At 66.9% G+C, this 21,289-nt stretch carries 22 protein-coding genes; 16 read left to right on the top strand and 6 right to left on the bottom strand.

Annotation, left to right across the window (positions count from 1 at the left end; all coding sequences use genetic code 11):
- Positions 1-11: 11 nt before the first annotated feature.
- From RU01_RS22795 to RU01_RS07500, 6 genes are all read left to right on the top strand, one after another.
- Positions 12-263 carry a hypothetical protein gene (locus RU01_RS22795; RefSeq protein ID WP_269430109.1) on the top strand — a complete coding sequence of 84 codons (252 nt, stop codon included), beginning with the start codon at positions 12-14 and terminating at the stop codon, positions 261-263.
- Positions 264-354: 91 nt separating this feature from the next.
- Positions 355-609: a hypothetical protein gene (locus tag RU01_RS23525; protein ID WP_042573903.1), complete on the top strand. Its 255-nt coding sequence runs from the start codon at positions 355-357 to the stop codon at positions 607-609.
- A gap of 78 nt (positions 610-687) precedes the next feature.
- On the top strand, positions 688-1,239 hold the full coding sequence (locus RU01_RS07515; RefSeq protein WP_042573902.1) for a dihydrofolate reductase family protein: 552 nt from the start codon (positions 688-690) through the stop codon (positions 1,237-1,239).
- A gap of 114 nt (positions 1,240-1,353) precedes the next feature.
- On the top strand, positions 1,354-3,663 hold the full coding sequence (gene purL / locus RU01_RS07510; protein WP_197074706.1) for a phosphoribosylformylglycinamidine synthase subunit PurL: 2,310 nt from the start codon (positions 1,354-1,356) through the stop codon (positions 3,661-3,663).
- Positions 3,664-3,685: 22 nt separating this feature from the next.
- Complete coding sequence (locus RU01_RS07505; RefSeq protein ID WP_042573901.1) at positions 3,686-5,479, top strand: alpha/beta hydrolase; 1,794 nt, start codon at positions 3,686-3,688, stop codon at positions 5,477-5,479.
- Entirely contained in the window at positions 5,476-5,826 is a 351-nt protein-coding gene (locus RU01_RS07500; RefSeq protein WP_052493164.1) for a CPBP family intramembrane glutamic endopeptidase, read from the top strand. The genes RU01_RS07505 and RU01_RS07500 overlap by 4 nt, the downstream gene beginning before the upstream one ends.
- On the opposite strand, the gene RU01_RS07495 is transcribed toward RU01_RS07500, so the two are convergent.
- Entirely contained in the window at positions 5,795-6,208 is a 414-nt protein-coding gene (locus RU01_RS07495; protein ID WP_042573899.1) for a VOC family protein, read from the bottom strand. The genes RU01_RS07500 and RU01_RS07495 overlap by 32 nt on opposite strands.
- Before the next feature lie 163 nt (positions 6,209-6,371).
- Between RU01_RS07495 and RU01_RS07490 the strand changes: the two genes are divergently transcribed.
- Positions 6,372-6,758 carry a sterol carrier family protein gene (locus RU01_RS07490; protein WP_042573898.1) on the top strand — a complete coding sequence of 129 codons (387 nt, stop codon included), beginning with the start codon at positions 6,372-6,374 and terminating at the stop codon, positions 6,756-6,758.
- Between the two features lie 3 nt (positions 6,759-6,761).
- Here RU01_RS07490 and RU01_RS07485 read toward each other — a convergent pair whose 3' ends face one another.
- Together RU01_RS07485 and RU01_RS07480 are read right to left on the bottom strand one after the other, a co-directional pair.
- Positions 6,762-7,085: a hypothetical protein gene (locus RU01_RS07485; protein WP_042573897.1), complete on the bottom strand. Its 324-nt coding sequence runs from the start codon at positions 7,083-7,085 to the stop codon at positions 6,762-6,764.
- Positions 7,085-7,600 carry a DUF427 domain-containing protein gene (locus RU01_RS07480; RefSeq protein ID WP_042573896.1) on the bottom strand — a complete coding sequence of 172 codons (516 nt, stop codon included), beginning with the start codon at positions 7,598-7,600 and terminating at the stop codon, positions 7,085-7,087. Before RU01_RS07480 ends, RU01_RS07485 begins: the two co-directional genes overlap by 1 nt.
- Positions 7,601-7,764: 164 nt before the next feature.
- Between RU01_RS07480 and purF the strand changes: the two genes are divergently transcribed.
- From purF to purM, 7 genes are all read left to right on the top strand, one after another.
- Positions 7,765-9,336 (top strand): amidophosphoribosyltransferase, encoded by a 1,572-nt coding sequence (gene purF / locus RU01_RS07475; protein WP_042573895.1) that lies wholly within the window; start codon positions 7,765-7,767, stop codon positions 9,334-9,336.
- A 14-nt stretch (positions 9,337-9,350) separates the two neighbouring features.
- Positions 9,351-9,935, top strand: a complete 585-nt coding sequence (locus RU01_RS07470) for an ASCH domain-containing protein (RefSeq protein WP_042573894.1) — start codon at positions 9,351-9,353, stop codon at positions 9,933-9,935.
- A 113-nt stretch (positions 9,936-10,048) separates the two neighbouring features.
- Positions 10,049-11,674, top strand: a complete 1,626-nt coding sequence (locus RU01_RS07465) for an ABC transporter substrate-binding protein (RefSeq protein ID WP_082042960.1) — start codon at positions 10,049-10,051, stop codon at positions 11,672-11,674.
- Positions 11,675-11,677: 3 nt separating this feature from the next.
- The gene (locus RU01_RS07460; protein WP_082042958.1) at positions 11,678-12,766 is read left to right on the top strand and encodes an ABC transporter permease; all 1,089 of its coding nucleotides are present in this window, start codon (positions 11,678-11,680) and stop codon (positions 12,764-12,766) included.
- Entirely contained in the window at positions 12,766-13,725 is a 960-nt protein-coding gene (locus RU01_RS07455; RefSeq protein ID WP_042573893.1) for an ABC transporter permease, read from the top strand. The genes RU01_RS07460 and RU01_RS07455 overlap by 1 nt, the downstream gene beginning before the upstream one ends.
- Entirely contained in the window at positions 13,722-15,356 is a 1,635-nt protein-coding gene (locus tag RU01_RS07450) for an ABC transporter ATP-binding protein (protein WP_042573892.1), read from the top strand. The genes RU01_RS07455 and RU01_RS07450 overlap by 4 nt, the downstream gene beginning before the upstream one ends.
- A gap of 71 nt (positions 15,357-15,427) precedes the next feature.
- Positions 15,428-16,513: a phosphoribosylformylglycinamidine cyclo-ligase gene (purM, locus tag RU01_RS07445; protein ID WP_042573891.1), complete on the top strand. Its 1,086-nt coding sequence runs from the start codon at positions 15,428-15,430 to the stop codon at positions 16,511-16,513.
- A gap of 162 nt (positions 16,514-16,675) precedes the next feature.
- On the opposite strand, the gene RU01_RS07440 is transcribed toward purM, so the two are convergent.
- The 3 genes from RU01_RS07440 to ygfZ all read right to left on the bottom strand — a co-directional run bounded on the left by RU01_RS07440 (position 16,676) and on the right by ygfZ (position 18,782).
- Positions 16,676-16,864: a DUF3073 domain-containing protein gene (locus RU01_RS07440; protein WP_042573921.1), complete on the bottom strand. Its 189-nt coding sequence runs from the start codon at positions 16,862-16,864 to the stop codon at positions 16,676-16,678.
- A 122-nt stretch (positions 16,865-16,986) separates the two neighbouring features.
- Positions 16,987-17,649: an MOSC domain-containing protein gene (locus tag RU01_RS07435; RefSeq protein ID WP_052493163.1), complete on the bottom strand. Its 663-nt coding sequence runs from the start codon at positions 17,647-17,649 to the stop codon at positions 16,987-16,989.
- The gene (ygfZ, locus tag RU01_RS07430) at positions 17,646-18,782 is read right to left on the bottom strand and encodes a CAF17-like 4Fe-4S cluster assembly/insertion protein YgfZ (RefSeq protein ID WP_042573890.1); all 1,137 of its coding nucleotides are present in this window, start codon (positions 18,780-18,782) and stop codon (positions 17,646-17,648) included. Before ygfZ ends, RU01_RS07435 begins: the two co-directional genes overlap by 4 nt.
- Positions 18,783-18,836: 54 nt before the next feature.
- On the opposite strand from ygfZ, the gene RU01_RS07425 reads away from it, so the two are divergent.
- The gene (locus tag RU01_RS07425) at positions 18,837-19,697 is read left to right on the top strand and encodes an aminodeoxychorismate lyase (RefSeq protein WP_042573889.1); all 861 of its coding nucleotides are present in this window, start codon (positions 18,837-18,839) and stop codon (positions 19,695-19,697) included.
- A gap of 106 nt (positions 19,698-19,803) precedes the next feature.
- Positions 19,804-21,279, top strand: coding sequence for a cytochrome ubiquinol oxidase subunit I (locus RU01_RS07420; RefSeq protein ID WP_042573888.1), 1,476 nt, complete (start codon positions 19,804-19,806; stop codon positions 21,277-21,279).
- Positions 21,280-21,289: the final 10 nt, after the last annotated feature.

The following is a 21,289-nucleotide window of genomic DNA, read 5'->3' as shown; positions in this document are numbered from 1 at the left end:
GGTTCACCAGCATCGACCACGCCCGCACCTGGACCGCACAATTCCTGAACCGCTACGCCACCGAACACCGGCACTCCGGCCTCGGTCGGCACACCCCCGCAACCGTCCACCAGGGCACAGCGCACCTGATCCGACAGGACCGGCAACACCATCTGCACTGCTACTACGCCCAGCACCCCGAACGGTTCCGACGCCCGCCCCGAGCACCGGACCTACCAGGACCCACCGGTATCAACCACCACAAACTGTCTCAGACAGGTTGACAACTACCGTGCAGACTGCGCGCTTGGTCGGGCGCTGCGCCCGGCGGCGGTGGGCTGCACCCTCGATAGTGCTGAGCACCCTCGATCGGCAGTGCGCGACGGCAATTGCGGTGCGCGCCAGAAGTTGGGCGCTGCGCGCGGCGGTCAGCGCACTTTGCAACCTGCGCGCATGGTCGGGCGCTGCGCGCGGCGGCGGTGGGCACCCTCGACGTACGCTCCCGCCGCCCCGGACGAGTTCGCCGGACAGCTCACCATCGGATCCAAGTGGCAGGACAGCGAGAACATCACCGTGCTCGTCGAGTCGGTCGGAGGTCCTGCTTCCGCTGTAGTCGGTGACTGCCCGTGATGAATTCCGGCGCCGTCTACGGTCACTCCTGCAGGACGACCGGCGATCGGCGCCGGTTCATCACGAGGGGTCGGCACGATGCGCACAGTGACAGCAGGTCTGTTCCATTCGGTGGACGGAGTGGTCGAGGCACCGGACCAGTGGCAGTTCGACAGCTTCGACGACGAGCTCGGTCAGTCCATGGGCGGTTTCATGGGCAGGACAACGACGGCGATCATGGGGCGGGTCGCGTACGAGTCGTGGTCGGATCACTTCGGCAACGCCGGAGCCGACGACCCGTTCGCCGGGTTCATCAACCCCGTGGAGAAGTTCGTCGCGTCGCGCACCCTGACGGGCGACCTGTCGTGGCAGAACTCCACGTTGATCGAGGGTGACCCGGTCGAGTTCGTGCGGGAGCTCAAGAAGTCGGACGGTGGTGAGATCGCCGTCGTGGGCGGCATCTCTCTGGTCCGGCAGCTGTTCGCGGCCGGCGTCCTGGACACCCTGACCCTGATGACGCACCCCGTCGTCGTCGGCAAGGGTCAGCGACTGTTCGAGCCCGGCGACCCCCTGACCCGGCTGGTGCTGAAGAACGCCACCATCACCAGCAAGGGCAACGCCGTGCTCGACTACGGCATCCGCCCCGAGTAGGCAGGCCGAGGCCGGTCGGAGGGATAGCGGGCAGGCCGGAGGCCGGTCGGAGGCCGGTCGACGGTGGACATAGAATGACCTCGACATTCTGCCGAGGGAAGGACCCCATCCACCGTGTCTGTCGAGTCCACTCCTCAGGTCGAGGCGGTCTCCGTGCCTCCGGTCGACACCGTCACCACCGCCACCGAGACGCCCGACACCGCCCAGCCGTACGCGGAGTTGGGTTTGAAGGACGACGAGTACGCACGGATCAAGGAGATTCTCGGGCGTCGCCCGACGGATGCCGAGCTGGCGATGTACTCCGTGATGTGGAGCGAGCACTGCTCGTACAAGTCGTCGAAGGTGCACCTGAAGTACTTCGGTGAGACCACGACGGACGAGATGCGTTCCGGGATGCTCGCGGGTATCGGTGAGAACGCCGGCGTGGTGGACGTGGGCGACGGCTGGGCGGTCACCTTCAAGGTGGAGAGCCACAATCACCCGTCGTACATCGAGCCCTACCAGGGCGCTGCGACCGGCGTCGGCGGCATCGTCCGCGACATCATGGCGATGGGTGCCCGACCGATCGCGGTGATGGATCAGTTGCGCTTCGGTGCTGCGGATGCCCCCGACACTCGTCGTGTGCTCGAGGGCATCGTCCGCGGTGTCGGTGGGTACGGGAATTCGTTGGGTCTGCCGAACATCGGCGGCGAGACGGTCTTCGACGCGTCCTATGCGGGCAACCCTCTGCTGAACGCGCTGTGTGCCGGTGTCATGCGCACCGAGGACCTGCATCTGGCGTTCGCGTCGGGTGCGGGCAACAAGATCATCCTGTTCGGCGCCCGCACGGGCCTCGACGGTATCGGCGGTGTCTCCGTGCTGGCGTCGGAGACGTTCGACGAGACGCAGGGCAGGCGCAAGCTCCCGGCCGTCCAGGTGGGCGACCCGTTCACCGAGAAGGTGCTCATCGAGTGCTGCCTCGAGCTGTATCAGCAGAAGCTCGTCGTCGGCATCCAGGATCTCGGCGGTGCCGGATTGTCCTGCGCCACATCGGAGCTCGCATCCGCGGGCGACGGCGGCATGCACATCGCGCTGGATCGGGTTCCGTTGCGGGCCACCGGGATGACGCCCGCCGAGGTGCTCTCGAGCGAGTCGCAGGAACGTATGTGCGCCGTCGTGTCTCCCGAGAACGTCGACGCCTTCATGGCTGTCTGCGCGAAGTGGGACGTGTTGGCGACGGACATCGGTGAGGTCACCGACGGCGACAACCTCCAGATCACCTGGCACGGTGACACTGTCGTGGACGTTCCGCCGAAGACGGTGGCGCACGACGGCCCCGTCTACGAGCGCCCGGTGCAGCGGCCCGCGTCGCAGGATGCTCTGGTCGCGAACACGACCGAGGGACTGCCGCGTCCGACGACGGGTGTGGAGTTGCGCGAGACGCTCCTGACGATGATCTCGTCGCCGCAGCTGTGCAGCCGTCGCCTGATCACCGAGCAGTACGACCGCTATGTCCGCGGCAACACGGTTCTGGCGGAGCACGCCGACGCCGGCGTCATCCGCATCGACGAGAAGACCGGTCGCGGAATCGCTCTCGCGACCGATGCGTCCGGTCGCTACACGGCGCTGGACCCGTACCGGGGCGCGCAACTCGCTCTCGCGGAAGCGTTCCGCAACGTCGCGACGACGGGCGCCACACCCAAGGCCGTGACGAACTGCCTGAACTTCGGCTCGCCGGAGGATCCGGGTGTCATGTGGCAGTTCCAGCAGGCCGTGCGAGGTCTGGCGGACGGCTGTGTGCAACTGGGCATTCCGGTCACCGGCGGCAACGTCAGCTTCTACAACCAGACCGGATCGACGCCGATCCTGCCCACGCCCGTGGTCGGCGTGCTCGGTGTGCTCGACGACGTCCATCGCCGGATCCCGACAGGGATCGGCCTGGAACCGGGCGAGACCCTGATCCTGCTGGGGGAGACCCACGACGAGCTGGACGGGTCCATCTGGTCGCAGGTCGTGCACGACCATCTCGGCGGGGTTCCGCCGAAGGTCGACCTGGCTCGCGAGCAGTTGCTGGCGGACATCCTCACCGCGTCGAGCCGCGACGGTCTGGTCACCGCAGCGCACGACCTGTCCGAGGGCGGACTCGCGCAGACGGTCGTCGAGGTCGCGCTGGCCGGTGAAACCGGGTGCCGCATCTTGCCGCCGGAGGGAACAGATCCCTTCGTCACCTTGTTCTCGGAGTCGTCCGGGCGGGTACTCGTTGCAGTCCCTCGGACCGAGGAGACCAGGTTCACGGGGATGTGCAGTGCAAGGGGGATGCCATGGGTGCGTATCGGGGTGGCCGACGAAGGGTCGGACGAGGTGGAGTTCCAGGGGCTGTTCACCGTCCCGCTGACCGAACTCCGCGAGGCGTACGAGGGGACGCTCCCAGCGCTCTTCGGCTGACCGAGGTTTCCGGCACCGTCCGATGACCGACACCGACACTCGGCCGTCGGACGAGCTGGAGCGCCCTCACAGCTTCGAGGAACTGCCGGCCTACGTCCTGGCGTCCGCGACGCGCACGGTGCGCAAGCACCCTGCCTGGGTCTGGGCGTGGGGGCTCCTACGCCTGGACGTCACCGGTATCGCGTTCGGTGCGTTGTTCTTCTGCTGGTCGTTGACACCGTCGTTGCTTCCGCGTGGGTGGCTGTTCCAGGGAATCGTCAGCGGCATCACGGCGGCCATCGGCTACGGAGTCGGTGTCGCCGTCGGCTGGATCATGCTGCGGACGGTGCTGCGCCAACAACCGTGGTGGCCGTTGCCGATCCGCGTCGAGCGTGCGCTTCTGGTCGCCGTCCCGGTAATCTCCACCGTCTCGGGTGCGGTCATGCTGTACGCCTCGGCGGACTGGCAGCGTCAGCTCGCCGCGCTGATGGGCGCCGAAGGTCTGACATCCACGGGGTTCATCCGCACCGGCATCATCAGTTTCGCGGTGTGTGCGGTGCTGATCGGTTTGTGGCGCGTCATCCGTGACATCCGTCGTTTCGTCGTGCGATCGCTCCTACGACTCATCCGCCTGCCGCAGTGGGTTGCCAACCTCGTCGGCTTCGTTCTCGTGCTGACGGTGCTGATCACGCTGGTGCAGGGTGTGTTGCTGCGCGGCACGATGAGCGTCGCCAACTCGGTGTTCAGTACCGCCAACGGTGATACCCGTGAGGGTGCGGAACAGCCGAGCGTGCCGGAGAGGTCGGGTGGCTCCGGGTCGCTGGTCGGCTGGGACACCTTGGGATTCGAAGGTCGTAACTTCGTCTCGGGCGGGCTGTCCGCCGACGAGATGACACGAGCGACCGGCCGCACGGGCAAGGAGGCTATCCGTGCGTACGTCGGTCTGGAAAGCGCCGAGACCGACGACCAGCGCATGGATCTGCTCCTGCGCGAGCTCGATCGTATGGATGCTTTCTCCCGCAAGGCCATTGTCGTCATCCCCACCACGGGAACCGGCTGGGTCAATCCGACAGCAGCCCGCGCGGTGGAGCTGATGTACGACGGCGACGTCACGCTGGTGGCGTCCCAGTACTCGTACCTTCCCAGTTGGATCTCCTTCCTCGCCGACCGTGAGAAGGCTGCGGCGGCAGGGAAACTGCTCATCGACAGCGTGCACGAGCGCTGGGAGCAGGAGCCCGAGGCGACCAGGCCCAAGTTCTACGTCTACGGCGAGAGTCTCGGAACACAGGCGGGCGAGGGAGCTTTTGCGGATATCGCGGACATTCGCGATACCGTCGACGGCGTTCTCTGGGTGGGGCCGCCCAACTCGAACCGCATCTGGGACACATACGTGAGCCGCCGCGACCCCGGTAGCACCGAAGTCGAACCCGTCTACGCCGGTGGGCTTCTCATGAGGTTCGCCGACAGCACGCGCGATGTCGACGCCCTCGATGGCGACTGGCCGTATCCGCGAGTGCTCTACATCCAGCACCCGTCCGACCCGATCGTGTGGTGGACACCGGACCTGCTGTTCCAGCGGCCCGACTGGCTCGCCGAGCCGCCCGGGTACGACCGCCTGCCGAGCATGCGGTGGTTCCCCTTCGTCACCTTCTGGCAGGTCAGCGCCGACCTCACCAATGCGGCCGGTGTGCCCGACGGACACGGACACAACTACGGCACGACGGTGCTCGACGGCTTCGCCGCGGTGGCGGCACCCGAGGGGTGGACGCAGGCGGACACCGAGCGCATCCGCGTCGTCATGAACGAGTACGCGGACGCTGACGGTCCCGAGAAGTGACCGGACTGGCCCGGTGGGTGCTGTTCGACATCCCCATCGGCACAGTGCTTCCCGAGGAGTTCCTGTTCCGCGGCGTCGTCGACACCGTGGCCACTGCCGTGGTGGGTCCGCGTGCCGCACTCGTGGTCGGCTCCACGGCATTCGGGGTCTGGCACTGGTACGACTCGGGTAGGTCGGTGCCCGTCGTCCTGTTCACCGGGGCGGCCGGCGCACTGTTCGTCGAGTCGAAGCGGCGAACCGGAACCATTCTCACGCCCATGGCCCTGCACTGGGCCGCCAATTCGATCGGTGCAATCGCGTCGACGTGGTGGCGCTCTACTCGAGGTGACAGACCGCCTCGAGGTTGATCCCGTCGGGGTCGTACACGAAGCCGCCGAAGTAGTTCTCGTGGTACTCGGGGCAGACGCGCGGAGACAGCTTGTCCCGTGCGCCCGCCGCAAGGGCCGCGGCGTGGAACTCCCGGACGGCGTCACGGGTCGGTGCCGAGAACGCCACGTGCAGTTCAGGATCGACGGTGGTTCCCTGGACGAGCCAGAAGAACGGCTTGCGGCCACTGCCGAATCCGACCATGCGGACGTAGTCGTCGTCCGGTCCGCCGGTGAAGTCGAGCAGCTTCTCGATCCCGAGTACGCCGAGAGCCGGCACGTAGATTGCGAGTGAGCGATCGACGTCCGTGACTGTCACGTTGAGGTGGTCGATGGTCGACCCCTGATACAGGTTCGGTGTCATGCAGACAGTGAAGCATCCATCGCGGACAGCGGCGGTCCTCGTTGATCAGGCCGTGCCTCAGCATCCACAACTCTCACGAATCGACGGGATCCCGTCGATCAGAGCGACCTGTGGACGGTGAGGCACGGCTCGGGGCCCACCGCGCGGTGGAACACTGAACGGCGTGGCACCTTCGAAACCCGTCGACCCGGCCGAACTCCGCTCATCCCTCCAGGCGGTGTCGGCATGGCTCGACGATCCCGACCTTCCGAAGCCGCCGCGCGCCGATCTCGCCGCCGCGGTGCGGCTCAGTGCGCGCACCATCGAGCAGACGGCGCCCGGCTCGAGTGTCGAGGTGCGCGTACCGCCGTTCGTCGCGGTGCAGTGCATCGTCGGACCGCGTCACACCCGAGGTACGCCCCCCAACGTCGTCGAATGCGACCCTCGGACATGGCTGTTGATGGTGACGGGGCGCGTGGCGTTCGAGGACGCCGTGCGCGGAGCGGGCGTCACGGCATCGGGTGGCCGCGCCGGCGAGGTGGCGCACTGGCTCCCACTCGTCCGGATCTGACCCTCACCGCCAGGGCTGTACCGGCGGCTTCACCCACAGAATCTTCTCGTCGGCGTGTGCCCGGCGGGCTGCGTCATGATCGGGGTGATCGCGCGCCCACTCGGCTTTCTCGCGCAACAGAGTCGAGACCACCGTCCACGTCTCGTCGGAGCTGGGCGGGTTGATGTCCGCGGCGCGGGCCACCTTGCGTCGGACGTCCGCGGCCATCGCCGCGAGATCGTCTGCAGAGATGTCGCGGTCCCACAGGTATCGAGCGAGAGCGACGGCCTTGTCGCGGCGGGACTTCTCGGCCGCGTCGGAGTGGCTGTAGAAGTTCTTCTCGGCCACTACCAGCCCCAACTCCCGGCGATGCCCTTGAACGGCCCGACGACGTTGCGGGTGATCCAGCCGGCATAGAAGCCGCCCTCCTGCGCACGTGCGACTTCGCCGTCGAGCTCGCACGTCAATGAGACGGGGGAGAAGGAGAGCGCGCCGGCAATGGGAACGAACGACGGAGTGGGGTTCTCGTAGCTCCATCCGCCGGCCTCGAGGACGGCGCCGTCCTCGCCGAGGATGTCCCAGTACGTCGCCGAACCCTTCCATTCGCACATCGTGGATCGGGCACCGGATCGGCGGAGTCGGCTCTCGTCGATGTCGGCGCGAGGGATGTACCAGGTGGGCGGGTGGCTGGTCTCGAGCACCCGGTACGCGGACGTGCTGTCGGCGACGACCACGTTCCCGAAACGGACGACGAGTCGCTTGTCCGACGCTTCGAGTGCGGGCGGTCGGGGGTAGTCCCATACCGATTCCTGGCCCTCGCCGGGCTGTTCGGGGGTCACGCCGTACGGGAGTCTGCTGGCCATGCATCCATCATGGCACCGATGAACGAGTCGGGGATCACACCGAGCGGCGGTATCGATTGCCGCCGGGGGCTGGTTCGAGGTCGTGATGGCCGTAGACTCACGCAGTGTGTGTGCAGCGCATCTTCTGCACCCCAACCCCTCGCCGTAGTCAAGGAGAGCGCGTCGTGACTCGTGAACCATCGGTCCACAGCCCGAATCTGCTCGATGACACATCCGGTCCGGAACTGGACATCAACGAGAACGACCCGCGCGAGGAATGCGGCGTTTTCGGTGTGTGGGCTCCGGGCGAGGACGTCGCCAAGATGACCTATTACGGTCTCTACGCTCTGCAGCATCGTGGTCAGGAGGCTGCCGGCATCGCCGTCGCCGACGGCTCGCAGGTGCTGGTGTTCAAGGATCTCGGCCTGGTCAGCCAGGTGTTCGACGAGCAGACGTTGGGCGCGATGAGCGGCCACATCGCCATCGGGCACTGCCGGTACTCCACCACCGGGTCGACGACGTGGGAGAACGCGCAGCCCATCTTCCGCACTACCGCGGCCGGCAGCGGCATCGCTCTGGGCCACAACGGCAACCTCGTGAACACCGCCGAGTTGTCGGAGCGCGCCCGCGATGCGGGAATCATGGGCCGTCCCCGTGGGACCGGTGCCACGTCGGACTCAGACATCGTGGGCGCTCTTCTCGCGCACGGCGCAGCGGACAGCACCATCGAGCAGGCCGCGATGGAACTGCTGCCGACGCTGAAGGGCGCGTTCTGCCTGACCTTCATGGACGAGCACACCCTGTACGCGGCACGTGATCCTCACGGCGTGCGCCCGTTGTCGCTCGGTCGCCTCGACCGCGGCTGGGTCGTCGCCTCCGAGACCGCCGCCCTGGACATCGTCGGCGCCTCGTTCGTGCGCGACATCGAGCCGGGCGAACTGCTCGCCATCGATGCGGACGGCGTGCGGTCGTCGCGATTCGCGGCTCCCGAGCCCAAGGGCTGCATCTTCGAGTACGTCTACCTCGCTCGTCCCGACAGTGTCATCGGTGGCCGCTCGGTCCACTCGACACGCGTCGAGATCGGCCGCCGCCTCGCGGAGGAACACCCCGCGGTGGGCGACCTGGTCATCCCCGTTCCGGAATCCGGTACTCCCGCCGCCGTGGGATACGCGCAGGGTTCGGGTATCCCGTACGGCCAGGGTCTGATGAAGAACGCCTACGTCGGGCGCACGTTCATCCAGCCGTCGCAGACCATCCGTCAGCTGGGCATCCGCCTCAAGCTCAACCCTCTCCGCGAGGTCATCCGCGGCAAGCGACTCATCGTGGTGGACGACTCCATCGTCCGCGGCAACACCCAGCGTGCGCTCGTGCGGATGCTGCGGGAGGCCGGCGCGCTCGAGATCCACGTGCGGATCGCGTCGCCGCCCGTCCGCTGGCCCTGCTTCTACGGCATCGACTTCGCCTCGCCGGCGGAGCTGATAGCCAACGGCATGGACTCCGAGGACGGCATGCTCGAGGGCGTGCGGCAGGCCATCGGCGCCGATTCGTTGGGTTACATCTCGATCGAGGGCATGATCGCCGCGTCGGAGCAGCCCGCCAGCCGCCTGTGCTCGGCGTGCTTCGACGGCAAGTACCCGATCGAGCTCCCCAAGGAGACCGCCATGGGTAAGAACGTGCTCGAGGGGATGCTCGCGACGACGGCCGGTATCGCGATGCCCGTCACGGACGACAACGTGAGCGCGCTCTCCCGGCCCTGACGTCCGGCAGACCGATGTTGATCCGTCTCGCCGTCGCGCAGGCAATCGCCGCCGGAACGGTGCGCGTCCAGTACCGCCGGTGGTCGAAGCGGCGCGTCAAGCCGGGCACGTGGATTCACACTCCTGCCGGAGTGATCGTGGTCGACGCGATCACCGAGGTCGATCCGGACTCGTTGACCGACGACGACGCCGTTGCCGCCGGCGAAACGTCGATCGTCGCTCTGCGCAGGGGTTTTCGCGGGTCCGAGGGTGATCCGGTATGGCGCGTCGAGGTCTCCTTCGGTGGTGAGGATCCCCGTATCGCTCTTCGTGCCGACGACGATCTGTCGGACGACGAGTTCGCCGTACTGATCGGCAAGATCGACCGCATGGACGACCGTGCCGATGTGCCGTGGGCCTGGCGCACGCTCGAGTTGATCCGGGACCGCCCCGCCGTGCTGGCTGCCGATCTCGGCGCCGTGCTGGGCCTCGAGCGCGACGTGTTCAAGCCGCGCGTGCGACGGCTCAAAGCACTCGGTCTCACCGAGAGTCTCGCCGTGGGGTACCGGCTGTCTCCGCGAGGCGAGAAGCTGTTGGACGTCAGGCCGTCGGACAGGTAAGTACCGGTCATGTTAAAAATATCGTGTGGTTCGACACATGAACGACACGCGAACTCGGTAACGTGCCGTTCACCGAATCATCCCGGTCCACACTCACGAAGGACATCCACACCATGAGCGTGCCCTCACGAGGACGCACGGCGCGGCGTACCGCGGCCGTATCCATCCTGTCCGTCGCTGCTCTCACTGCTGCGGCCTGCGGTTCCGGCCGCACCGATGACGGCGGCAGCGGCGGCGAGGGCGGCGGTGAGGCCCTGATCGTCGGCACCACCGATCAGGTCTACTCGCTCGATCCCGCCGCGTCGTACGACAACGGCTCGTTCACGATCATGAACCAGGTCTACCCGTTCCTGATGAACTACGCGCCGGGCAGCGACGAGCTGCAGCCGGACGCCGCGCAGAGCTGCGAGTTCAGCCAGCCGACCGTCTACACGTGCACGCTGAAGGACGACCTGAAGTTCTCCAACGGACACGCGCTGACCAGCGAGGACGTGAAGTTCTCGTTCGACCGCATCGTGTCGATCAACGACCCCAACGGTCCCTCCTCGTTGCTGGCGAACCTGGACTCGGTGGCCGCGCCCGACGACAAGACCGTCGAGTTCACGCTGAAGGCCCCGAACGACCAGACCTTCCCGCAGGTGCTCGCGACCAACACCGGTCCGATCATCGACTCCGAGGTCTTCCCGGCCGACTCGATCATGGACGACAACGCCGTCGTGGCGGCCAAGCCCTTCGCCGGCCCCTACTCGATCGACAGCTACGAGAAGAACTCGCTCGTCAGCTTCTCGGCCGCAGCGGACTACAAGGGTGTGCTCGGTGCGCCCAAGACCAGCTCGGTCACTCTGCGCACCTACACCAGTGCGGACAACCTCAAGCTCGACATGCAGAACAAGTCCATCGACGTCGCGTGGCGTTCGCTGACTCCGACGGATATCGAGTCCCTCGACCAGGTCGACGGTCTCACCGTCCACGAGGGCCCCGGTGGAGAGCTCCGCTACATCGTCTTCAACCAGAACACGATGCCCGGCGGCACCCCCGAGCAGAAGCTCGCGATCCGCAAGGCCATGGCCGCGTCGGTCGATCGAGATGCGTTGTCGGAGAACGTCTACAAGGGCACCTTCACGCCGGCGTGGTCGGTGGTCCCCAGTGGACTCGAGGGCGCGAACACCGCGTTCAAGGACGTCTACGGTGAGGCGCCGAACAAGGACGAGGCCGCGAAGTTCCTGTCCGACGCCGGCGTTCAGACCCCTGTCGCGGTAAACCTGCAGTACAACCCCGATCACTACGGCTCGTCCTCGTCGGAGGAGTACGCCGCGGTCAAGGGCCAGCTCGAGAGCTCGGGTCTGTTCACGGTCAACCTGCAGTCCACCGAGTGGAACACCTACAACAAGGAACGCGTCGCCGACACCTACCCGGTGTACCAGCTCGGCTGGTTCCCGGATTTCCCGGACGCCGACAACTACCTGACGCCGTTCTTCGCGCCGGACAACTTCCTGCAGAACCACTTCGAGAATCCGGAGATCACCGCGCTGATCGATTCCGAGCGCACCGAGACCGACCCGGCCCGGCGCTTCGAGATCATCGGTGAGATCCAGACCCGCATGGCGCAGGACTTCGTCTCGACGCTGCCGCTTCTCGAGGGCAAGCAGATCGCCATCTCCACGGACCAGGTGCAGGGTGTCGACGAGACGCTCGACGCCTCCTTCAAGTTCCGCTTCACCCCGCTCACGAAGGGCTGATCCATGGTCACCACCACGCCCGACGAGGCGTCGGTGGGGAAGCAGTCACGGGCGAGCGCGTCGTCACGCTACGGCGCGCTCGCCCGTTATCTCGTCATCCGGTTCCTGCTGATCATTCCCACGGCATGGATCCTGGTCACGGTCGTCTTCTTCCTCATGCGCGTTCTCGGCGATCCCATCAGTGCTGCCCTCGGTGGACGACTGCCCGCCGATCAGATCGCCGAACGACGCGCCGCGGCCGGTTACGACCGGCCGATCCTGGTGCAGTACTGGGAGTACCTCTCGGGACTGCTGCGCGGCGACTTCGGCCGTAGCGCCACCAGTAATCAAGAGATCAGCAGTGTGCTGATCACCAACGGTGCCGCCACGCTCGAACTCGCGTTCTGGGCGTTGCTGGTCGCGTTCGCGGTCGGGATCCCACTCGGCTTCTATGCGGCGACGCGTCGGGACTCGATCTCCGACGGCACGCTCCGCATCCTCGCGATCCTGTTCTACGCGGCCCCGGTGTTCTTCGTCGGCATGCTGCTCAAGCTGGTCTTCGCCGTGAAGCTCGGGTGGCTGCCCGTCGCGGGCCGCGCAAGCACCAACGTCGAACTCGCTCTGCAGAACGTGTCACCGAAGACGAACATCCTGCTGATCGACTCGATCCTCTACGGCGAGCCGAGCTACACGGTCGACGTGCTGAAGCACGCCGTCCTCCCCGCCGTCGCACTCGGGCTGCTGACGGCCGGTGTGTTCCTGCGCCTCGTCCGAGTCAACCTGCTGCAGACGCTGCAGTCCGGATACGTGGAAGCTGCTCGTGCGCGCGGACTCTCGTCGCGCGTCGTCGCCCGTCGGCACGCCTTCCGCAACGCACTCATTCCCGTCGTGACGGTGATGGGACTGCAGATCGCCATGCTGCTGGGCGGTGCCGTGCTCACCGAGACCACCTTCGAATGGCAGGGGTTGGGCTACCAGCTGGCCCGCTACCTGCAAGCCCGTGACTTCATCGCCGTGCAGGGCATCGTGACGTTCCTGGCAATCGTCGTGGCCGTCATCAGCTTCCTCACCGATGCCATCGTGGCGATCGTCGACCCACGAGTGAGGTTCTGATGAGTATCGAGGTCACCGTCGGCGCAATCGAGACCCCGAAACGACGCCGCGGTGTACCGGGCCTGTCGATCATCCGCTCCAGTGCGGGATTGCAGAAGGCGACCATCGTCATCGGCCTCGTCCTGGTCGCGCTGTTCGTGATCATGGCCGTCTTCGCGCCGCTGATCGCGCCGTACAGCTTCTCCCAGACCTCCTCCGACGGAGTCGAATTCGCACGTCAGGCGGCGCCGAGCGCCGATCACATCTTCGGTACGTCGGTCCGCGGCGAGGACGTGTTCTCCCGCGTCGTCTACGGCGCGCGCACGGCACTCCTGGTGATCGTGACGTCGCTGGTGCTCTCGATCGTGGTGGGTGTCCCGCTCGGTCTGATCTCCGGATACATCGGTCGATGGGTCGACCGCGTGCTGGTGCTCTTCATGGACGCGATGTACGCGTTCCCGAGTCTGCTTCTGGCGGTTGTCGTCTCGATCGTCGTGGCGGGTGGTCAGTCCTCCAGCTTCGGCGGTGTCCTGTCCGCCGCCATCGCGATCACGGCGGTCTTCGTGCCGCAGTACTTCCGGGTGGTGCGCAACGCGACCGTGTCGGTCAAGACGGAGCCGTACGTGGACGCCGCTCGTGTGACCGGAGCCAGTCCGCTGCGCATCATGTTCCGCCACATTCTCGCCAACGTCACCCAGACGCTTCCGGTGATCCTGACGCTGAACGGCGCCGAGGCCATCCTCACGCTCGCCGGTCTCGGATTCCTCGGGTTCGGCATCGAGCCGACGTCCGCGTCCGAGTGGGGATACGACCTCAACAAGGCGTTGCCGGACATCTCCAACGGCATCTGGTGGACGTCGATCTTCCCCGGAACCGCCATCGTCCTGGTCGTGCTCGGCATGACCATGGTGGGCGAATCCGTCAGCGAGACACTCAATCCCGTTCTCCGTACACGTCGCAAGCAGAAGGACGCCTCATGACAGCGTCGACTCCGGCCGCCCTGACACTCGAGGCCCTGTCGGTCAGCTTCGCCACCGACGCGGGGTCCGTCGACGCCGTGAAGGGCGTGAGTTTCCAGGTGTTCCCCGGCGAGGTGCTGGCCGTGGTCGGTGAATCGGGTTCCGGGAAGTCGGTCAGTGTGCGGTCCGCCATCGGACTGCTTCCCGACACCGCGAAAGTCGGGGGCTCCGTCACCGTCGGTACGCGCGAGGTCACCGCGCTCAGCGACAAGCAGTGGGCCGACCTCCGCGGCAACGCGATCGCGATGGTCTTCCAGGAACCGGGAAGCGCACTCGACCCGCTCTTCACCGTCGGCTACCAGATCGTCGAGGCCTTGCGAGCTCACGCCGGCCCCGACGGGAAGACCCGTGACAAGAAGGCCGCCCGAGCGCGTGCGATCGAACTGCTCACGATGGTCGGTCTGCCCGACCCCGAGCGGCGATTCGGCTACTACCCGCACGAGCTGTCCGGCGGTCAGAAGCAGCGCGTGATGATCGCGATCGCCATCTCGTGCGAGGCGAAGGTCATCATCGCCGACGAGCCGACGACGGCTCTCGACGTCACGGTGCAGGCCGAGATCCTCGACCTGCTGCGGGACCTCAAGGACCGGCTGGGGTGCGCGATCGTGCTGATCACCCACAGCATGGGCGTCGTCGCGGACATCGCGGACCGAGTCGTGGTGATGAAGGACGGCGAAGTCGTCGAGGAAGCCTCGGTGCACGATCTGTTCGAGGCACCGAAGGCCGACTACACGAAGAAGCTGCTGGCCGCCGTCCCGACGCTCGACCCGCAGATCTCGGACCGCACCATCGAGGACGAGGTCGTCCTGTCCGTGCGCGACCTGGTCGTGCAGTTCCCCGGCGGTATCGGACAGTCCGTCTTCCGCGCCGTCGACTCGGTGACGTTCGATCTGCACCGCGGGGAGACGTTGGGGCTGGTGGGGGAGTCGGGCTCCGGCAAATCCACGATCGGCCGGTGCGTCGCGGCGCTGCAGAAGCCGACGTCGGGCGAGGTCGACGTGCTCGGGCAGGACATCGGCCGGCTCCGAGGATCGGCGCTGAAGAGTCTGCGCAAGCGTTTCGGGTTCGTCTTCCAAGACCCGTCGACATCGCTGAATCCGCGGCTGACGGTCGGCCAGTGCGTCGCCGAACCGATGATCGTGCACAAGAGCGGGTCCAAAGCAGAGATCGCACGCACGGTGACCGAGTGGCTGGATGCGGTGCAGCTGCCGAAGGGCACCGAGAAGCGCTACCCGCACGAGCTGTCCGGCGGTCAGCGGCAGCGAGCATCTCTGGCTCGTGCACTCGTGCTGAAGCCCGATCTGCTGGTCGCGGACGAGCCCACCAGCGCGCTCGACGTCTCGGTGCAGGCCGCTGTGCTGGACCTGTTCGAGGAACTGCAGACCGAACTCCGTTTCGCCTGCCTGTTCATCAGTCACGATCTCGCTGTCGTCGACCGTCTCGCACACCGGGTGGCGGTGCTGCGGGGCGGCGCCGTCGTGGAACTCGGCACACCGGGACGCATCCTGCGTGATCCGGCGGAGGAGTACACCAAGCGCCTCATCGCGGCCATTCCTCGCCCCGAGGTGACACGAGACCGTGGGGACCGATAGTCCTCCGGTACCGTTAGGGCCGCACTCGACCCGCACGGGCATCCCTCAGATCAGGCTGGAGCAGTACACCCATGACCGATGACACCCACCAGCACGGCGCCGGCGCCTCGTACGCAGCAGCGGGAGTGGACATCGAAGCCGGTGATCGCGCTGTCGAGCTGTTCGCGCCGCTGGCCAAGCGCGCGTCGCGGCCCGAGGTCATGGGTGGGCTCGGAGGGTTCGCCGGTCTGTTCGCCCTCAAGGGTGGCTACCGGGAGCCGCTGCTGGCGGCCTCCACCGACGGAGTCGGCACCAAGATCGCGGTGGCCCAGGCTCTGGACAAGCACGACACGGTCGGGCTCGACCTCGTCGCCATGGTCGTCGACGACCTCGTCGTCTGCGGAGCGGAACCGTTGTTTTTGCAGGACTACATCGCCGTCGGCCGCGTCGTGCCGGAGCACGTCGCGCAGCTGGTGAAGGGAATCGCCGACGGATGCATCCTCGCGGGATGCGCCCTGCTCGGCGGAGAGACCGCGGAACACCCCGGCATGATGGCCGACGGTGAGTACGACCTGTCCGCCACCGGCGTCGGCGTCGTCGAGGCCGATCAGGTGCTCGGACCGGACCGGGTCCGCCCGGGCGACGTCGTCATCGCGATGGGATCGTCGGGTCTGCATTCCAACGGCTACTCGCTGGCCCGCAAGGTTCTTCTCGACATCAGCCGTATGTCCCTGACCGGTCACGTCGAGGAGTTCGGCCGCACGCTCGGCGAGGAAATGCTCGAGCCGACGCGCATCTACGCCAAGGACTGCCTCGCGCTCGCCGCGGAGACCGACGTGCGCACGTTCTGCCACGTCACCGGCGGCGGACTCGCGGCGAACCTCGCGCGCGTCATGCCGAAGGGTCTGGTCGCGGAACTGGACCGTGGAACGTGGAGCCCCGCGCCGGTCTTCGCGATGATCGCGCAGCGCGGCCGCGTCGAGCGCGAGGAGATGGACCGGACGTTCAACATGGGCGTCGGTATGGTCGCGATCGTGGCGCCCGAAGATGTCGACCGGGCACTCGCGGTGCTGACCGCACGCCACATCGAATGCTGGACGCTGGGCACCGTGAAGAAGTCGGCCGACACCGGGACCGACGAGCGGGCAGTGCTGTTGGGCAACCACCCGCGCTTCTGACAGACGAACAGATCGCCCGGGGCAGGATTCCTGTCCCGGGCGATTCTGTATGTCCGATGACGACTACACGCACCACGCGCAACCGTGCGGGGCGTCCCGGATTCGGAACGCCCCGCACGGTTGCGGTGTGAAGAGTGGATGATCCCCGATCAGGGGGTGCGGTCAGCGCCGCCAGTCGTCGTATTCGTCATCGTCGTGCCGGGATGGCTCCCGGTCGGCGATGCCGTTGCGGTGCGAGTCGGGGGAACCTGCGAGCTCCTTCTGGAGACTCTCGAAGTCCGTGGACGGTGAGCTGTACTTGAGCTCACGTGCAACTTTGGTCTGCTTTGCCTTAGCCCGGCCGCGGCCCATGGCTAACCCCCTCGCGAATAGCGGGGCGGCCTGGGATTTTTTGGCGGCCCCGTCTGATTGTGTGTTCTTCCTGACCACACTCTAGCGTGCGAATCGGGTCTGCGCTTCCACCGGATCCGGTGTCACACCGACGATGTGCGCCGCGCCGCTCGCGCTGCCATGTCCCGAGCCTCCCGATACACCTTGGGGGCCAGGCCGGGGGTCTCGAGAAGGGTCGCCATCGCGTCCGCGGAGTCCCCGACGAACAGATCGCGGACGGTCACGCCATGATCGGGCACCATCGTGATCTCGATCGCATCACCCGCGCTGAGGACGCCCGGCCGGACCACGCGCAGGTATGCACCGACATCGGCGCGCTCGGTGAAACGCTTGACCCACGTCTTCTCCTGCGTCCACCGAGCGAACGCCGCGCACGGACGTCGAGGGATCGTGACTTCGAGGACGGCGGTACCCACCGACCACAGGGTGCCGACGACCGCGTCCGTCACCGGGATGCCGGTGACCCGGAGGTTCTCGCCGAAGTAGCCGGGCGGAACGTCGCGACCCAGATCCACCGCCCAGCGCGTCGCCTCGGACTCGTCGTAGGCGTACACGGCTTGATCGGCGCCGCCGTGGAACTTCGTGTCACATGAACGATCGCCGTGCAGCCCGTTCTCGTCGACGGCGACCGGACCCTCGACCGCGCGCTTGTCGATGGCCGAGTCCACGACGGCGGGCCGTGAGATGGGATGGATGGTGTGCACGACGCACACCGACAGGACACGTCCTGTCGCAGCGCCCGTCACCGACCTCGCAGCCGATCCACGGCAGCGCGGCCCGCCTGCACGGCGGTGTCGGCCGTGTACGACTCGGGATCGATCGAGGCCGCGCACGGACCCGCGTCGAGCGTGGTGTCCACCGGAACCGCCCGCTTGATCTGCGCGAGGGCGATCGGGCCCAGCTCGAAGTGGTCGACGACGGTGCCGAGACGGCCCACTGCGCGTCCACCGACCGTCACGTCGTCACCGGTCTCGGGGCGGCCGTCGGCGGATCCGTCGAGGTGCAGGAGTACCAGGCGACGGGGTGGCTTGCCCAGGTTGTGGACGCGGGCGACGGTTTCCTGGCCGCGATAGCACCCTTTGTCCAGGTGCACCGCCCCGAACTCCGTGACACCGCCGATCCAGCCGACCTCGTGCGGGATCGTTCGGTCGTCGGTGTCGAGGCCGATGCGCGGGCGTCCGGACTCGACCCGCAGTGCCTCGAACGCCCAACTGCCGGCTTCGCGCGCACCGGCGACGACGAACTTGGCCCACCACTCGTCCAGCGAGGCCGCGGGGACCAGCACGTCGAACGAGTCGACGCGCGCCGGCCACGGCATCCTCCGGACGAATCCCGAGGACGGATCCCCGGGGACCAGAAGCGTTGCCTGGTACGCGGCATCGGGAACCTCGGTGCCGACGGCGCGCAGGATCGACGGTGCCTTCGGTCCGAGCAGGGAGAGGACGACGAGCTCGGAGCCGCGACGCGGGGCCGCCTTCGACCAGAACACCATCTTGGTGAGGAACGCCAGCAGATCGGGCCCTCGATCGGCTTCGGTGTCGATCCACGTGGTTCCGTCGATGTCGGTCATGACCATGTGGTGCTCGACTCGACCGTTGACGTCCAGGCTGAGATTCTCGGCGGACGAGCCGTCGGTCAACGTCGCGACCTGCTGGCTGGAGATCGTGTTCAGCCACGTCAGGCGCTCCTCGCCGGTGATGGCGATGACGAAGCGGGTCGAGCGGTCGATGACGGCTGCCGTGGTGGCCGCGGCGCGCTGCTCGCCGAACGGGTCACCGTAGTGCCATGCAGTTCCGCGGTCCGGTCCGTCGTCGGGAGATCGGACGGCACCCGGTCGAGCGAGCACGGATGAGGACGTCACTGCGGGAATCTCGGACACGCACCCAGTCTAGGAGCGCGTCCGGTTTCTTACCACGGCACTACCCTCGGGGTCATGACTTCACGAGTTGTGGTGACCCTCGACGGCGTCGTACAGGACCCGACCGCCCCCGTTCTGCATGCCGACGATCTCGGTGCGGTGCGTGGTGACGGCGTCTTCGAGACGATTCTGATCCGCGACGGGAAAGCATGTCGACTCGACGCCCATCTGGCGCGCCTCGCCAGTTCGGCGGACATGCTCGATCTCGACGAGCCCGACGCCGAGGCGTGGCGCGCGGCGGTGTCGGTGGCCGTGGCGGAGTGGGAGCGGACCGGGTCCGGTGAAGGCGCCATGCGCCTCTATCTGAGCCGCGGCCGGGAGTCGGACTCCGGCGGGGCGCCCACCGCGTTGGTGACGGTCTCCGAGGTCTCGGAGAGAGTGGCGCGATCGCGCGCGAAGGGCGTGTCGGCGATGACCTTGTCTCGCGGATACTCCATCGATGCGGGGGAGACGTCGCCGTGGACGCTCCTCGGCGCCAAGACGCTGTCCTACGCGACCAACATGGCGGCTCTGCGGCACGCGGCCCGTGCCGGCGTCGACGACGTGGTGTTCCGCAGCACCGACGGGCACGTGCTCGAGGGGCCACGGTCGACGGTGCTCTCGATCACCGGCCGCCGCATGGTGACGCCGCCCGTCGAGCACGGTGTGCTGCGCGGAACCACCGTCGACGCGTTGTTCGAGATCGCCGGGGACGCCGGCTTCAGCACCGAGCACGCACCGCTGCGCGTCGCGGATCTCATTCTCGCGGACAGTGTCTGGCTGGTGTCGTCGGTGACGCTCGCCGCGCGTGTGCACACGCTCGATTCCACGACCTACCGCGAGCGGCCGACCGACCGCATCGTGCGCGACCTCGTGGACACCGCCGTCATGCGCTGACGCCCGGGTAACGGTGCACACATTCCATCGCCTACTACTACGCGTAGTAGTAGCGTCGGCGTCGTAGGCGGAGTCCCGCCTCGCCGCCGACGAGAAGAAGCTGGGCATGGACGCACTCGATGTCTCACGATGGCAGTTCGGAATCACCACCGTCTACCACTTCCTGCTGGTTCCGCTGACCATCGGACTCGCTCCGATCGTCGCGGCGATGCAGACGATGTGGGTGATCACCGGCAAGGATTCCTGGTATCGGCTGACCAAGTTCTTCGGCAAGCTCTTCCTGGTCAACTTCGCTCTCGGTGTCGCCACCGGCATCGTCCAGGAATTCCAGTTCGGTATGAACTGGTCGGAGTACTCCCGCTTCGTCGGCGACGTCTTCGGTGCCCCGCTCGCTCTCGAAGGCCTGGTGGCCTTCTTCCTCGAGAGCACCTTCCTCGGTCTGTGGATCTTCGGGTGGCAGCGCCTGCCGAAAGTCGTTCACCTGGCCACGATCTGGCTGGTGGCCGTCGGCGTGAACGCGTCCGCGTACTTCATCATCGCGGCCAATTCCTGGATGCAGCATCCGGTCGGCGCCGTCTACAACCCGGACACGGGCCGTGCCGAGTTGGTCGACATCTGGGCCATGCTCACCAACAACACCGCGCTGGCAGCCTTCCCGCACGCGGTCGCCGGATCCTTCCTCACCGCAGCGACGTTCGTCGCCGGCATCGCCGGGTGGTGGATGGTCCGCAATGCACGACAGGGCGATACCGGCCCGACATCGCAGGCGCGCACCATGTTCCGACCGGCCGCGCGCATGGCGTTCGTGATCATGATCGCATCCGGCGCCGCGCTGGCGATCACCGGCGACATCCAGGGCAAGCTGATGTTCGACCAGCAACCGATGAAGATGGCGTCCGCTGAATCGTTGTGCCACACCGAGACCGGTGCGTCGTTCTCCATCCTGACCATCGGCACCCACAACAACTGCGACAGCGTGCAGCACATCGTCGCGATACCGGGACTGACGTCCTTCCTCGCCAAGAACGACCTGGACGCGACGGTGCAGGGAGTGACGGAGCTGCAGCAGCAGTACGAGCAGCAGTACGGCCCCGGCAACTACCGGCCCAACCTCTTCGTCACCTACTGGGCATTCCGCATGATGATCGGTCTCGCAGCGGGTTCGGCCGTGCTCGCCCTCGCCGGTCTGTGGGTTACTCGCGGGGGTCGGATCCCGGATCAGCGGTGGTTCTCCCGATTGTCGATCCTGGCGATCCCGACGCCGTTCCTGGCCAACAGCGCGGGATGGATCTTCACCGAGATGGGACGCCAGCCGTGGATCGTCGCGCCGAATCCGACGGGTGTCGACATGATCCGTCTGACGGTCGACCAGGGCGTCTCCGACCACCCGGTCGGCCTCGTCCTCACATCCCTGATCACCTTCACGGTTCTGTATGCGGGACTCGGCGCGGTCTGGTTCCTGCTGATGAAGCGCTACGTGCAGGCGGGACCACTCGAGCACGACCGGCATCCACACGACGACGACCGCGACGACGACGGTAGCGACGACGCCGACGCGCGTCCCCTGTCGTTCGCCTACTAGGAGGAGATGG

Source organism: Rhodococcus sp. MEB064, from assembly GCF_000834565.1.
In the GTDB taxonomy this organism is placed as follows: Bacteria; Actinomycetota; Actinomycetes; order Mycobacteriales; family Mycobacteriaceae; genus Rhodococcoides.
This window is presented reverse-complemented; position numbering and strand designations above follow the sequence as displayed.

What these genes read in the sequence shown, in the direction of transcription:
- RU01_RS07450 (WP_042573892.1), top strand. Translation starts at nt 13,722, where the DNA reads ATGACAGCGTCGACTCCGGCCGCCCTGACACTCGAGGCCCTGTCGGTC.
- RU01_RS07440 (WP_042573921.1), bottom strand. Translation starts at nt 16,864, where the DNA reads ATGGGCCGCGGCCGGGCTAAGGCAAAGCAGACCAAAGTTGCACGTGAG.
- RU01_RS07465 (WP_082042960.1), top strand. Translation starts at nt 10,049, where the DNA reads ATGAGCGTGCCCTCACGAGGACGCACGGCGCGGCGTACCGCGGCCGTA.
- RU01_RS07455 (WP_042573893.1), top strand. Translation starts at nt 12,766, where the DNA reads ATGAGTATCGAGGTCACCGTCGGCGCAATCGAGACCCCGAAACGACGC.
- RU01_RS07515 (WP_042573902.1), top strand. Translation starts at nt 688, where the DNA reads ATGCGCACAGTGACAGCAGGTCTGTTCCATTCGGTGGACGGAGTGGTC.
- RU01_RS07470 (WP_042573894.1), top strand. Translation starts at nt 9,351, where the DNA reads ATGTTGATCCGTCTCGCCGTCGCGCAGGCAATCGCCGCCGGAACGGTG.
- RU01_RS07505 (WP_042573901.1), top strand. Translation starts at nt 3,686, where the DNA reads ATGACCGACACCGACACTCGGCCGTCGGACGAGCTGGAGCGCCCTCAC.
- purM (WP_042573891.1), top strand. Translation starts at nt 15,428, where the DNA reads ATGACCGATGACACCCACCAGCACGGCGCCGGCGCCTCGTACGCAGCA.
- RU01_RS07425 (WP_042573889.1), top strand. Translation starts at nt 18,837, where the DNA reads ATGACTTCACGAGTTGTGGTGACCCTCGACGGCGTCGTACAGGACCCG.
- RU01_RS07480 (WP_042573896.1), bottom strand. Translation starts at nt 7,600, where the DNA reads ATGGCCAGCAGACTCCCGTACGGCGTGACCCCCGAACAGCCCGGCGAG.
- RU01_RS07495 (WP_042573899.1), bottom strand. Translation starts at nt 6,208, where the DNA reads ATGACACCGAACCTGTATCAGGGGTCGACCATCGACCACCTCAACGTG.
- RU01_RS07460 (WP_082042958.1), top strand. Translation starts at nt 11,678, where the DNA reads ATGGTCACCACCACGCCCGACGAGGCGTCGGTGGGGAAGCAGTCACGG.
- RU01_RS07420 (WP_042573888.1), top strand. Translation starts at nt 19,804, where the DNA reads ATGGACGCACTCGATGTCTCACGATGGCAGTTCGGAATCACCACCGTC.